Raw genomic sequence first — 12456 nt, forward strand, 5'->3', positions numbered from 1 at the left:
ATGCGTTATATCTCCACCAGGGGCACTGCGCCCGTTCTGAATTTCGAAGAAGCCATGCTGACAGGTCTTGCCCGCGATGGCGGACTTTATGTGCCGGAGACGATTCCGCAGATGACGGCGGCGGAGATTTCCCGGCTGGAGGGGTTGAGCTATGAGGCGATTGCCTACCGTGTGATGCGGCCCTTTGTGGGGCACGTTTTCACCGACGATGAGTTCGAGGGGATCATCGACCGCGCCTATGCGGGGTTTGGCCATGCGGCGCGCGCGCCATTGGTGCAGCTCGATCAGGGGCATTTCCTGCTGGAGCTGTTTCACGGGCCGACACTGGCCTTCAAGGACTTTGCCATGCAGCTCATTGGCCAGATGTTCCAGACGGCCTTGGGGCGCAAGGGCGAGCGGGTGACGATCGTGGGTGCGACGTCGGGCGACACCGGCTCGGCAGCCATCGAGGCGTTTCGGGGTCTCGACGACGTCGATGTCTTTATCCTCTACCCGCACGGGCGCATCTCGGAGGTGCAGCGGCGGCAGATGACCACCCCGACCGAATCCAATGTGCACGCCCTGGCGATGGATGGCGATTTCGACGACTGCCAGGCGCGGCTGAAGGACATGTTCAACGATTTTGAATTCCGCGATGCGGTGAAGCTCGCGGGCGTGAATTCGATCAACTGGGGCCGGGTGCTGGCGCAGGTGGTCTATTACTTTTCCGCTGCGGTCTCGGTCGGCGCACCGCACCGCCCGGTCAGCTTCACGGTGCCCACCGGCAATTTTGGTGACATCTTCGCGGGCTATATCGCCAAGCGCATGGGATTGCCCATCGACAAGCTGGTGGTGGCGACGAACCAGAACGACATCCTTGATCGCTGCCTGAAAGGGCAGGGGTACCACAAGGGCGAAACCGTGCCATCGATCAGCCCGTCGATGGACATTCAGGTTTCCTCCAACTTCGAACGTGCGCTCTTTGATGCCTATGACCGGGAGGGCCCGGCGATTGTACAGTTGATGGACGAATTGAAAGCCGGCGGTTTTGAGGTCAGCCAGGGCGCGATGCAGGTGCTGCAATCGCATTATGTCTCCGGGCGCGCCACGGAGGCCGAAACCATGGCGACCATTGCCGCGGCGCTCAAGACCACCGGCGAGCTGCTTTGCCCGCACACCGCGGTGGGCGTGAAGGTCGCGGATGAGACCCGGGAGACCGGCACGCCGATGATCACGCTGGCCACGGCACACCCGGCGAAGTTTCCTGACGCAGTGGAACAAGCCTCAGGGCAACGCCCCCCCTTGCCCCCGCGCATGGCAGACCTGTATGAACGCGCGGAACGGGTGAGCCGGGTGCCAAATGATCTGGCAGCGCTCACCGCGCATATCAAAGGGCAGATACCTGCGTGACACTGAACCAACACCGCCTGTCAAACGGCTTCCGCATCGTAACCGAAGAAATGCCCGGCCTGGCCTCTGCCTCTGTCGGGGTCTGGGTCACCGCCGGCGCGCGGCATGAAACGCCTGCCCAGAACGGGATTGCGCATTTTCTGGAGCATATGGCCTTCAAAGGCACCAAGCGCCGCACGGCATTGCAGATCGCCGAGAGCATCGAGGATGTGGGGGGCTATATCAACGCCTATACCAGCCGCGAGGTGACAGCTTATTACGCGCGGGTGTTGCAGAACGATGTGCCGCTGGCGCTGGATGTGATTGCCGATATCCTGCTCAACCCGACACTGGAGGAAAGTGAGATCGAGGTGGAGCGCGGCGTGATCCTGCAGGAGATTGGTCAGGCGCTCGACACACCGGACGACGTGATCTTTGACTGGTTACAGGAAGAAGCCTACCCCGATCATCCCATGGGCCGGACCATATTGGGGCCCAGCGAGCGCGTGGCGAATTTTACCCGCGCGGATTTGCAAGGGTTCATCAAGCAGCACTACGGGCCGGAACAGATGATCCTGTCAGCGGCTGGGGCCGTGGATCATGAGGCGATTGTCAAACTGGCGGAAAAGCTTTTTGGCGGCATGGAAAACAAACCCGCCTTTGATGTGGATGCGGCGCGTTTCACCGGCGGCGAGCGGCGCCAGACCAAGGCGCTGGAGCAGGCGCATTTCGCGCTGGCGTTTGAGAGCCCGGGGTACCGCGAAGACATGATCTATACCGCACAGATCTATGCCTCGGCTCTGGGCGGCGGCATGTCGAGCCGCCTGTTTCAGGAAATCCGGGAAAACCGCGGCCTGTGTTATTCGATCTTTGCACAGGCCGGAGCCTATGCGGATACGGGCATGACCACGATTTATGCAGGTACCTCGGCTGAGCAGCTGCCGCAGCTGGCCGAGATCACAATCGATGAGATGAAACGGGCGGCCACCGATATGTCCCCCGCGGAGGTTGCGCGCGCGCGGGCGCAGATGAAAGCGGGGCTGTTGATGGGTCTGGAAAGCCCGTCCAACCGCGCGGAACGGCTGGCGCGGCTGGTGCAAATCTGGGACCGTGTGCCTGCGCTGGAGGAGACGGTTGCGCTGATCGATGCGGTGACCACGGGCGATGTGCGCGAGTTCGCGGAAAGCATGGCGTCCGCCTCGCCTGCGGCCCTGGCGCTTTACGGGCCGATTGATGCCGCCCCCAGCCTGGCGGAATTGCAGGCCCGTCGAGCCGCGTGATGCTGCGCGGGTTTCGCAAACTCAGGATCGAAACAGAGCGCATGACATTGCGCCCGCCGATCCATTCGGATTTTCGGGCCTGGACCGCGCTGCGTGTGCAAAGCAAAGACTATCTGACGTCGTGGGAGCCAAGCTGGGCAAAGGACCATCTGACGCGCAAGGCCTTCACCAACCGTGTCTACTGGGCGCAGAGATCTGTTTCCGGCGGTACCGCGATGCCGCTGTTTCTGATCCGGCGTCAGGATGATGCGCTGCTGGGGGCCATCACGTTGGACAACATTCGCCGGGGGCCTGCACAGGCTGGCACCCTGGGGTATTGGACGGGGGAGCCCTTCGCGCGGCAGGGGTATATGCGCGAGGCCATCACGGCGCTGGTGCATCATGCCTTTACGCAACTGGACCTGAGCCGTATCGAGGCCGCCTGCCTGCCGGAAAACGCAGCCTCGCGCGGGTTGTTGGAAACCTCCGGGTTCAAATATGAAGGTGTCGCGCAGAGCTATCTGCAGATCGACGGGCGCTGGCGTACCCATGTGCTTTATGCCGCGCTGCGCGGGGATCGGCGCGGCAAGACCGGCGCGGGTTAGCGGCGCGGCTGTGCCGCACATGATGCAGGCGCCTTTTTCCAAAAGGCGCGTTTTGCCTCCGGCGGGGATATTTTGGGCCAGAAGAAACAGGGGGTGTCTGATTTTCAGGCAATAGGCGGTGGCGTGCCATCTCTGCGCTTAAAATGTTCCGGAAATACCGACAACTGCGCTATCCTTGTCGCCATGGGAGGAATGGCCATGCGGATCCGGATATTTGGTATCGTTTTGGGTGTGTTGGTGGCGCAAAGTGCTGTGGCGCAGGACCGCACGCCCAGTCACTGCGTCGCTCTGGCAGAAAATGCGCCGGGGTTGGAATACGTGGTGCCCGCAAGCCTCGGGCCCGTGGCCGATGAGACCGTGCGCATCCACTATATCACCCACGCCAGTTTTCTGATCCGCAGCCATGGCGGGCTGAACATGGTGACGGATTACACCGGGTTCACCGGGTCTGCGCCCTTCATTCCGGATGTGGTGACGATGAACCACGCCCATGACACGCATTGGACCGCGAACCCCGATCCTGCCATCCCGCATGTGTTGCCCGGATGGGGGCCGTTCGGCGAGGGCATATCGCACCACCTGGATCTGGGGGAGGTGCTGATCCGCAATGTGTCCACGGATATCCGGTCACAGTTTTCCGGGATTGAAACCAAGGGCAATTCGATCTTTGTGTTCGAGTTGGCGGGCTTATGTGTCGGGCATCTGGGGCATCTGCACCATGAACCTGATGCCGCGCAATACGCGGCACTTGGCCGTCTGGACGTTGTCATGGCCCCGGTCGACGGCGGCTATACGCTCGATTTGCCGACGATGATCCGGGTTTTGAAACGGTTGCGTTCCTCCGTGGTGATCCCGATGCATTGGTTTTCACTCTTTGCGCTGGATGATTTTTTGGCGGGCATGTCGGATGACTTTGCGGTTGTCGAGGTCGGTGGCCCGTCGTTGGATATGTCGTTGGACCGATTGCCGGGGCGACCCACGGTGATGGTCCTGCGTCCCGTCTGGCTCTCGGAGCCGTAGTCCCCGCTTGCATCGTCGCGCGCGGCGGGGGATCAATGCGCATGAGTTTGACGTCAGCCGATTCCGCCTTCGCCACCCTTTTGAATGAGAACCTGCCGAAGGGGACACTTCGGGAGACCGAACAACGGTATCTGGAAGAGCCGCGTGGCCGCTGGCAGGGACGCACAACCCTTGTTGCCTTGCCCAGAACCGCGGAAGAGGTCGCTAGAATCGTGAAGCTGGCCGCGCAGGAACGTGTGGGGATTGTGCCCTATGGTGGGGGCACCGGCCTCGTGGGGGGGCAAATCTCGCCCGAAGGGCCCTTGCCCCTGATCCTGTCGCTGGAGCGCATGTCTGCGGTGCGCAGTCTTCATCCGGAAGAAAATGTCCTGATCTGCGAGGCAGGCACTGTATTGGCGGAGGTGCAGGCCGCAGCGGAGGGCGTTGGCCGTCTGTTTCCTCTGTCGCTGGCCTCGGAAGGCTCTGCACGGATCGGCGGGAACCTAGCGACCAATGCTGGCGGCACGGCGGTGCTGCGCTATGGCAATACCCGCGATTTGTGTCTGGGGTTGGAGGCGGTATTACCGGACGGGCAGATCTGGCACGGCTTGAAACGGTTGCGCAAGGACAATACGGGCTATGATTTGAGGCATCTGTTGATCGGGTCGGAAGGGACGTTGGGCGTTATTACCGCTGCCGCTTTGAAGCTAAGTCCGCGCCCGACGGCATCGGGTACCGCAATCTTTGTGGTGCCGTCACCGGCGGCGGCGCTGTCGCTCTTGGCGCTGGCGCAGGCGCAGTTAGGGGAGATGGTCAGCGGCTTTGAATTGATCAGTGGGCAGGGGCTGGCGTTTCTGGCCGAGACGGTGCCTGAGGTGCGCCAGCCCTTTGAGACCGCGCCTGCATGGTCGGTTTTGATCGAGGTTGGCCTCGTCGCAGGATTGGATCCGCAGGAGGCCTTGGCACATGTCTTCGAGGGGGCCGCTGAACAGGGCCTTGCGCTGGACGGTGTGATTGCCCAAAGCGCGCAGCAATCGGATGCCTTCTGGTCGGTGCGCGAGCATATTCCGGAAGCCAACAAGCGGGTGGGCGCCATCACTTCCAGCGATGTATCGGTGCCGCTGGGCAGCATCCCGGAGTTCATTTCGCGTGGCAAAGAGTTGATTGCACAGGTGGGCTCGTTCCGGATCAACTGCTTTGGCCATGTGGGGGATGGGAACCTGCATTACAACATCTTTGCCCTGCCGGGGGGGCGGGCATCTGACCATGCCAACCAGCGCGCGGAGTTGCAGCGGATTGTGCATGACCTGGCGCATGAATTGGGCGGCTCGGTCAGTGCCGAGCATGGCATTGGGCGGCTGAAGGTGGCGGATCTGCAACGCTACGGCGATCCCGCGAAACTCGCGGCCATGCGCGCGATCAAGTCCGCGCTTGACCCGTTGGGGATCATGAACCCGGGCGCGGTCCTCAAGACATGAGGCGCTGACGCGCCGCACGATGTTTTTCAAATCCCTCCGGGATTTGGTTTTGGCGCCTGGATCAAAGGCCGTCGAAGGCGCAGAGCGCGTGCACTTCCATGCCCATGGCTTCAAGCTTGGCCCGCCCGCCCAGTTCCGGCAGATCAATGATGAAAGCGGTGGAGATGATTTCGCCGCCTAGACGTTCGATCAGCTTGATCCCAGCCTCCGCTGTGCCGCCGGTGGCGAGCAAGTCATCGACGACGAGCACTTTCTCTCCCGGTTGGATGGCGTCATCGTGGATTTCGACAATCGCCTCGCCGTATTCGAGCTTGTAGTCCTGGCTGATCGTGGTGCCGGGCAGCTTGCCTTTCTTGCGGATGGGCACGAAGCCGACCGAAAGCTGGTGCGCGATGGCGCCGCCGAGGATGAAACCGCGTGCTTCCAGGCCCACGACCTTGTCGATTTCCAGCCCGGCGTAGGGGTGCAGCATCTGGTCAATCGCCATGCGAAACCCGCGCGGATCGGCAAAAAGCGTGGTGACATCGCGGAACATGATCCCTTCATGCGGGAAGTCGACGATCGTGCGGATGTAATCCTGAACAGTTTTCATGAAATCTCTTTCAGTTGGCGCGGCGCAGGGTGGCGGTCAGAACCCCCATGCCGATCAAAGTTGCACCGCCTGCGCGGGTGATCCAGGTCAAAATGGCCGGGCGTGCAATCACCCGTCTGAGCCTGTCTGCCAGCAGCGCATAGGCCAGCGCGTTCACGGCGGCCAGCGTGACAAAGGTCGCTGTGAGAATGATAAATTGCGGGATCAGCGGGGCCTCGGGGCGCAGGAACTGCGGTACGAAAGCGATGAAGAATGCAATTGATTTTGGGTTTAATGCGGTGACCGCCGCAGTGTGCCGGAAGACCCCGCGCGCATTGATCTGCGCGGATTGTGGCGCCAGACCCTTGCTGGGCGCGGATCGGATCAGCTTGAAGCCCAGCCAGACGAGGTAGACCGCACCGACCCATTTCAACACCGTGAAAAGGGTCGCGGATGCCAGAACCAGGGCGCCGAGCCCGGCCAGCGATGCCGTCATCGCAATAAGATCGCCAAAGGCCACACCTGCGGCAGAGGCCACAGCAACCGAGCGCCCCTTGGACAAGGCATAGCTGAGCACCAGCAAGACCGTCGGGCCGGGAATGAGCAACAAAGCGGTGGAAGCGGCGACAAATGTCAGCCAAAGATCAAGGGGCATGGGCAGGGTCCATAATTACACGAGCCAGTCGTTCCAGATTGCACATAAAACTTCAAGCCATACGAATGTGATCTTTGTCACAGACAATTTCCCGCATACGTGGAATCAATAGGTTACTGTCACAATTTAATTTAACTTGGAGATTTCGTCATGCGTATGATTTCTACGCTAACAGCAGCAATTTTCCTATCTTCTGCCGTCGCGGCCTACGCGGCTTGTCCGGAGGGATACTACAACTGCGGTAGTAACCTGTGTTGCCCCCAATGACCGATGTCAGCACGGAAACCACTGAGGAAAAGCCCAAAAAACGCTGGAAGTTTGATTACAAGTTCTGGACGATTGCCAGCATGGTCGGGGTTGTTTTGGCCTTCAACGTTGTGGAAACGCTTGTTTTGGATGCGGATGAGGATGACATTGGATATGCGCGACTGATCGTGCAGGCCAACCGCGTCAGCAATCCCAATCCCGGCGATGTCTATGTGTTCAACCACGAGATCAATGATTTTGTTGAGAGTAAGGTGTGTTCCCTGCAGCAATTCTCAACGAATTTCGTGGCTGTCGAAGACAAATTGTCCGCGCATAATGTTCTGGGAACGCGGGTCAATAAGACGATGGCGTCAGTCAGCGAATGGGTTGGCGAAAAGATCACCGGCTTTGCAAAAGTGGAATCGCCCGAGCGTGAATGGGTCTATTCCAAAACGCACCGCCCTGCGGTGAATGCGCCGATGGATCCGGCCTGTTTGCAGACCGTTGTCGCGGTGGCCGCAAACATCACCTTGACGCCTTTCGTGGTGGACTCGATCTACGAAGTGCGGGATGCGGAAAGTGAATCGAGATGGGTGCGTTTTGCAAACCCCCTGATGATCGATCCGGGCACCTGCACGGAATGTCCACAACCCAAGACCTTGCGGGACATTGTTCACGCGGATGCATTCACCCGCATGAAAGTCGATTGGAATATTGTAAAGATCAACTGATATGTGTGTGAGCTTTTGACTGGCGTAGGCATGACCCCCTACGCCAGTATTCTTTTTGCAACAGCATCCAGTTTTGCCATCACTGCAGGGTCGCGCGCTTCCGGCGCGGTCAGGATGGCGTGTTCAAGAGCCCGGTCACACCCATGCGGGCAGGGCAGACGCTCCTGTCCCAACAGGGCAGGCAGGCGGCGCACCAGATCGCGTCCCTTGTCGGCATTTCCCATCAAGGTCGCGATGATCTGTGTGACATCAACCTCACCATGGTCGGGGTGCCAGCTGTCATAGTCGGTGATCATGGCCACGGAGGCGTAGCAAAGCTCGGCCTCGCGGGCGAGTTTGGCTTCGGGCATATTGGTCATCCCGATCACATCGGCCCCCCAGCTTTCGCGGTACATCTTCGACTCCGCCAGAGTGGAGAATTGCGGCCCTTCCATGGCCAGATAGGTGCCGCCCTTGTGGACTGTGATGCCAGCATCCTTTGCGGCGCTCTCGCAGGCTTCTGTCAAGCGCGGGCAGGTGGGGTGCGCCACCGAGACATGTGCCACGCAGCCGGTGCCAAAGAACGATTTTTCGCGTGCAAAGGTCCGGTCAATGAATTGATCCACAAGCACAAAATCACCCGGTGCCATTTCCTCGCGAAAGGAGCCGCAGGCGGAAACGGAGATCACATCGGTGCAGCCCAGCCGTTTTAGCGCGTCGATATTTGCCCGGTAGGGCACCGTGGTGGGGCTGTGCACATGGCCGCGCCCGTGCCGGGGCAGAAAGGCCATCTCGGTGCCGTCCAATACCCCGGTCAGAATGGCATCGGAAGGCGCGCCCCATGGCGTGTCCACGGTTGTCCAACTGGCGTTTTCCAGCCCGTCGATGTCATAGATGCCAGAGCCGCCAATCACGGCGATTTTGGGTGCGGTCATGAACGGCTCCATTGTTTGTGTTTTGCGGATCGTGGCGAGATTGCCCGGAGAAATCAACCGGTCGTCGGGGTGGAAAAAGCGTGGATTTGTGCGCAATCCTGTGATCAGTCTGCAGGACCGTGTTTGTGAATTTCTTGACGCGGCGTCCGCGCGGCACAGGTATCTTTATCAAATCTTTACCATGATCTGGGAAAGCCTGCCCGGGGTTTTCATTCTGTTGGAAACCGTCTAGGCAACGCGCAAACGGGCCAGACAAGGGTCGGCCCGCCCTCTGAACAGAGTTTAGGATATTGAGAATGGCGCGGACAACGTTCAGCAGCTTTACAAAAAACCTTGCAATCACTGATTTGCGCTGGATGCCCGAGGATGGGTTTTCACTTGGCCGTCTGCGTATTGAGCTGCTCTCGGGGCTGACCGTTGCCCTGGCGCTGGTGCCCGAAGCGGTCGCTTTTGCCTTCGTCGCCGGGGTGCATCCGCTGGTCGGGCTTTATGCGGCGTTTCTGGTGGGCTTGATCACCGCGCTGATCGGCGGGCGTCCTGGCATGATCTCCGGTGCAACCGGGGCCTTGGCTGTGGTCATGGTGGCGCTGGTAGCGCAGCATGGGGTCGAATATCTCTTTGCGACGGTGGTCTTGATGGGGCTTTTGCAGGTCTTTGCGGGCGTGATGCAGTGGGGCAAGTTCATCCGGCTGGTGCCGCATCCGGTGATGCTGGGATTTGTGAATGGTCTGGCGATCGTGATTTTCCTCGCACAACTGAGCCAGTTCAAGGTGCCCGGCACGATGGTCGATACCGGCCATGGCATGGGTGGGGGCGAATGGCTGAGCGGGCAGCCGCTGTTTCTGATGCTGACGCTGGTGGCCGCAACCATGGCGATCATCTGGGTAATGCCGCGGATCACACGCGCCGTTCCGGCACCGCTGGCGGGCATTGGTATCGTGGCCGCGGTCGTGATCGGCTTTGGCCTGGATGTGCCGCGAGTGGGTGATCTGGCCTCGATCGAGGGCGGTTTGCCAGCGTTGCATATTCCGATGGTACCGCTGAATTGGGAAACCTTTGAGATTATCCTGCCCTATGCGGTCATTCTGGCGGCAATTGGCCTGATTGAGAGCCTGCTGACGCTGAACCTTGTCGGCGACATGACCAACCAGCGCGGCGGGGCGTCACAGGAGTGTATTGCGCAGGGCGTGGCCAACACGGTGACAGGTTTCTTTGGCGGCATGGGCGGTTGTGCGATGATCGGTCAGTCGATGATCAATGTGAAATCCGGCGGTCGGACGCGGGTGGCGGGGATCGCCGCGGCGGTGTTCTTGCTGCTCTTTATTCTTGTGGGATCGTCGGTCATTGAGTTGATCCCATTGGCGGCCCTTGTGGGCGTGATGTTCATGGTGGTGATCGGGACCTTCGCCTGGAACAGTCTGACAATCCTGCGCAAGGTGCCCTTTACGGATGCTTTTGTGATCCTGCTGGTGACGGTTGTGACCGTGATGGAGGACCTTGCGGTTGCCGTGGTTGTGGGCGTGATCGTCAGCGCCCTGGCCTATGCCTGGAACAATGCGACGCGCATTCACGCGACAACGCGCGAGTCGCACACTGAAAAAGGGGCGAAGGTCTATGAGATCAACGGACCGTTGTTCTTTGGGTCGTCAGATGGGTTCATGGAGCTTTTTGACGTGGAGGGTGATCCTGACACGGTGATCGTTGATTTTGCTGAAAGCCGCGTGGTCGATCAGTCGGCGCTGCAGGCTATTGAAGCCCTTGCCGCAAAATATGAAGAGGCAGGGAAAACGGTGATGCTGCGGCATTTGAGCCGGGATTGTCACAGCCTGCTGCTGAAAGCCGGACAGCTGATGATCGACAGTGACGATGACCCGGATTACGCGCTTGCGGTAGATTATTCGGTGCGGACCGGGATTCTGGGCGGGCACTGACGCCGGATGGCGCTATTGGCCTGCGGCCAAGGCGCCCCACCCGCCGTCCCATTTGCGATGTCCGGGGAGGCAGCGTGTAACCGGTTGAGCGGGCGTTTTGGGTCTTGCGTCGCCTCGGCGTGAGCGATTTGGTCAGTATATTTTGAAGCTGGCGACAAAGGGCAGGTGGTCCGAGACCCCTTTGCGGAAAGCTTCGCGGCCCATGTCCATGGTCCAATGCATGGGAAACAACCTCAGGCTACCCTTGATGTAATCGGTTGAGAAGTTGCGGCTGACCGCGAAGCCGTCGAGCAGGTTGGCGCGACCTTTCTCAAGTATATGCGAAAAGCGGTCCTGCAAATCCCATGAGGAGACAAAGTCCATGGCATCATCACCACCCAAGTGGTGAAAATTGGATACATCCTGCCCCGGGATCATGTTGAAATCCCCCATCAGGAAGATCGCGCGGCGCTTCAACCCCGGCGTTTGGTGGATTTGTTCGATATACTCGCCAATCACTTTGCATTGGCTGTCGCGCATTTTCTGCTCCTGCCTGTCGCGCCCCGACTTCAGGTGCACGCCGATGACGATGGCCTTGAGCTTTGCGATCTTTATGTCCACCGCAAAGGCCTGGCGACCACCGGAATAATCGCCTTCTGATCCGGGGATGAACCGCGGATTTGTCACCTCTATGCCCGGTTTGTGCAGAAAGCCGATGTGAATATTGCCGCTCTGCTGTGGCAGTATGGTGTGGTTGTATTCGACCCCGTATTTATTCAGTTTCTCAACCAGCGTTTCGATGTAGTTGGCCGGGGAGACTTCGACCAGGGTGACGAATTCTGCGTCCAGAAGCGCCAGCCCTTCGGCTTGCCGTTCTGCCTTTTTCGAGCGGGCCGAAATGCCCACGGGTTGACCAGGTCGGGAAAACCCCGCCAGGTTCCATACCGCCGCCCGAATGATGGAATGGTTGAAATTCGTCATAATGTCCTCCGCAAAATAAGTCGCGGGAGGTCACAATACCAATTTCACACCCGCGTGGCGGGCAGTCTAGCACAGGTTGTAGGCCCGTTGCGCCAGCAAATTGGGCGCGGGCTATTCGTCCGGACGCGCAAGTTCAAAAACCTCGGTGACGCGGGTGTAATCGCGGTAGCCGAGGCGGCTCAGGGGCTGATAGGTGCGAATGTCAAAACGACCCTCTACCAAAGTGTCGTCGCGCAGGTGCACGCCAACAACTTCGCCAAAGACGACAAAGTTGCTCTCACCCTTCACCGCGACAATCTGGGTCATACGGCATTCCAGCGCGGCGGGCGCGTCTGCGACACGGGCACAATCAATTTCGTTGCATTCAGTAGCGGTGATGCCCGCAGCCGTAAATTCATCCACGTCCTTGGGCAGCATCCCGGATGAAATATTCATCACATCCCGCATCGCGTATTCCACGATGTTGACGCAGAAAGCACCGGTTTCACGGATGTTGGCCACGGAATCCTTGGTGTCGCCCTGGTCTTCCTTGGCGCTGGTTGAGGCGAACATCACCTGCGGCGGCGTGTAGGCCACCGCATTGAAGAAAGAATAGGGCGCGAGATTGTTACGGCCCTGCACGTCTCTGCTGGAAATCCACCCGATTGGGCGAGGGGCGACGATGGCATTAAAGGGATTATGGGGCAGACCGTGGCCATCCTGAGGGCGGTAGAACATTGCAAACTCCTGAGTATTTGCA

Annotated in this window: 13 protein-coding genes; 8 read left to right on the forward strand and 5 right to left on the reverse strand. The window is 59.7% G+C overall.

Annotated features, from left to right (window positions below):
- From thrC to Q1A63_RS12210, 5 genes are all read left to right on the forward strand, one after another.
- A complete protein-coding gene (gene thrC, locus Q1A63_RS12190) occupies window positions 1-1389 on the forward strand; it encodes a threonine synthase (RefSeq protein ID WP_299631732.1) in 1389 nt (462 codons plus the stop codon).
- Window positions 1386-2648: a pitrilysin family protein gene (locus Q1A63_RS12195; RefSeq protein WP_299631734.1), complete on the forward strand. Its 1263-nt coding sequence runs from the start codon at window positions 1386-1388 to the stop codon at window positions 2646-2648. The genes thrC and Q1A63_RS12195 overlap by 4 nt, the downstream gene beginning before the upstream one ends.
- The gene (locus tag Q1A63_RS12200; protein WP_298972253.1) at window positions 2648-3232 is read left to right on the forward strand and encodes a GNAT family protein; all 585 of its coding nucleotides are present in this window, start codon (window positions 2648-2650) and stop codon (window positions 3230-3232) included. Before Q1A63_RS12195 ends, Q1A63_RS12200 begins: the two co-directional genes overlap by 1 nt.
- Before the next feature lie 192 nt (window positions 3233-3424).
- Window positions 3425-4252, forward strand: a complete 828-nt coding sequence (locus tag Q1A63_RS12205) for an MBL fold metallo-hydrolase (RefSeq protein ID WP_299631736.1) — start codon at window positions 3425-3427, stop codon at window positions 4250-4252.
- 41 nt (window positions 4253-4293) lie between these two features.
- A complete protein-coding gene (locus tag Q1A63_RS12210) occupies window positions 4294-5709 on the forward strand; it encodes an FAD-binding oxidoreductase (RefSeq protein ID WP_299631738.1) in 1416 nt (471 codons plus the stop codon).
- Between the two features lie 61 nt (window positions 5710-5770).
- Here the strand turns inward: Q1A63_RS12210 and Q1A63_RS12215 are convergent, their stop codons facing one another.
- Both Q1A63_RS12215 and Q1A63_RS12220 read right to left on the reverse strand, forming a co-directional pair.
- Window positions 5771-6301 carry an adenine phosphoribosyltransferase gene (locus Q1A63_RS12215; RefSeq protein ID WP_298972257.1) on the reverse strand — a complete coding sequence of 177 codons (531 nt, stop codon included), beginning with the start codon at window positions 6299-6301 and terminating at the stop codon, window positions 5771-5773.
- A gap of 10 nt (window positions 6302-6311) precedes the next feature.
- Window positions 6312-6935: a LysE family translocator gene (locus tag Q1A63_RS12220; protein WP_298972260.1), complete on the reverse strand. Its 624-nt coding sequence runs from the start codon at window positions 6933-6935 to the stop codon at window positions 6312-6314.
- Window positions 6936-7198: 263 nt separating this feature from the next.
- On the opposite strand from Q1A63_RS12220, the gene Q1A63_RS12225 reads away from it, so the two are divergent.
- Entirely contained in the window at window positions 7199-7912 is a 714-nt protein-coding gene (locus Q1A63_RS12225; protein WP_298972263.1) for a hypothetical protein, read from the forward strand.
- 38 nt (window positions 7913-7950) lie between these two features.
- Here the strand turns inward: Q1A63_RS12225 and Q1A63_RS12230 are convergent, their stop codons facing one another.
- Complete coding sequence (locus tag Q1A63_RS12230; protein WP_298972266.1) at window positions 7951-8826, reverse strand: S-methyl-5'-thioadenosine phosphorylase; 876 nt, start codon at window positions 8824-8826, stop codon at window positions 7951-7953.
- Between Q1A63_RS12230 and Q1A63_RS12235 the strand changes: the two genes are divergently transcribed.
- A complete protein-coding gene (locus Q1A63_RS12235; RefSeq protein ID WP_298972268.1) occupies window positions 8825-9058 on the forward strand; it encodes a hypothetical protein in 234 nt (77 codons plus the stop codon). The genes Q1A63_RS12230 and Q1A63_RS12235 overlap by 2 nt on opposite strands.
- Window positions 9059-9122: 64 nt before the next feature.
- Window positions 9123-10757 (forward strand): SulP family inorganic anion transporter, encoded by a 1635-nt coding sequence (locus tag Q1A63_RS12240; RefSeq protein WP_298972270.1) that lies wholly within the window; start codon window positions 9123-9125, stop codon window positions 10755-10757.
- A 132-nt stretch (window positions 10758-10889) separates the two neighbouring features.
- Here the strand turns inward: Q1A63_RS12240 and Q1A63_RS12245 are convergent, their stop codons facing one another.
- The gene (locus Q1A63_RS12245) at window positions 10890-11717 is read right to left on the reverse strand and encodes a GMP synthase (protein WP_298972271.1); all 828 of its coding nucleotides are present in this window, start codon (window positions 11715-11717) and stop codon (window positions 10890-10892) included.
- Between the two features lie 111 nt (window positions 11718-11828).
- On the reverse strand, window positions 11829-12434 hold the full coding sequence (locus Q1A63_RS12250; RefSeq protein WP_298972273.1) for a flavin reductase family protein: 606 nt from the start codon (window positions 12432-12434) through the stop codon (window positions 11829-11831).
- Window positions 12435-12456: the final 22 nt, after the last annotated feature.

Origin of the sequence: uncultured Roseobacter sp. (genome assembly GCF_947499265.1) — a bacterium.
Classification (GTDB): domain Bacteria; phylum Pseudomonadota; class Alphaproteobacteria; order Rhodobacterales; family Rhodobacteraceae; genus Roseobacter.

Excerpts from the sequence above, each read along its gene's own strand:
- Q1A63_RS12235 (WP_298972268.1), top strand. The coding sequence starts at position 8,825 with ATGAACGGCTCCATTGTTTGTGTTTTGCGGATCGTGGCGAGATTGCCC.
- Q1A63_RS12205 (WP_299631736.1), top strand. The coding sequence starts at position 3,425 with ATGGCCATGCGGATCCGGATATTTGGTATCGTTTTGGGTGTGTTGGTG.
- thrC (WP_299631732.1), top strand. The coding sequence starts at position 1 with ATGCGTTATATCTCCACCAGGGGCACTGCGCCCGTTCTGAATTTCGAA.
- Q1A63_RS12240 (WP_298972270.1), top strand. The coding sequence starts at position 9,123 with ATGGCGCGGACAACGTTCAGCAGCTTTACAAAAAACCTTGCAATCACT.
- Q1A63_RS12225 (WP_298972263.1), top strand. The coding sequence starts at position 7,199 with ATGACCGATGTCAGCACGGAAACCACTGAGGAAAAGCCCAAAAAACGC.
- Q1A63_RS12250 (WP_298972273.1), bottom strand. The coding sequence starts at position 12,434 with ATGTTCTACCGCCCTCAGGATGGCCACGGTCTGCCCCATAATCCCTTT.
- Q1A63_RS12210 (WP_299631738.1), top strand. The coding sequence starts at position 4,294 with ATGAGTTTGACGTCAGCCGATTCCGCCTTCGCCACCCTTTTGAATGAG.
- Q1A63_RS12230 (WP_298972266.1), bottom strand. The coding sequence starts at position 8,826 with ATGACCGCACCCAAAATCGCCGTGATTGGCGGCTCTGGCATCTATGAC.
- Q1A63_RS12200 (WP_298972253.1), top strand. The coding sequence starts at position 2,648 with ATGCTGCGCGGGTTTCGCAAACTCAGGATCGAAACAGAGCGCATGACA.
- Q1A63_RS12215 (WP_298972257.1), bottom strand. The coding sequence starts at position 6,301 with ATGAAAACTGTTCAGGATTACATCCGCACGATCGTCGACTTCCCGCAT.
- Q1A63_RS12245 (WP_298972271.1), bottom strand. The coding sequence starts at position 11,717 with ATGACGAATTTCAACCATTCCATCATTCGGGCGGCGGTATGGAACCTG.
- Q1A63_RS12220 (WP_298972260.1), bottom strand. The coding sequence starts at position 6,935 with ATGCCCCTTGATCTTTGGCTGACATTTGTCGCCGCTTCCACCGCTTTG.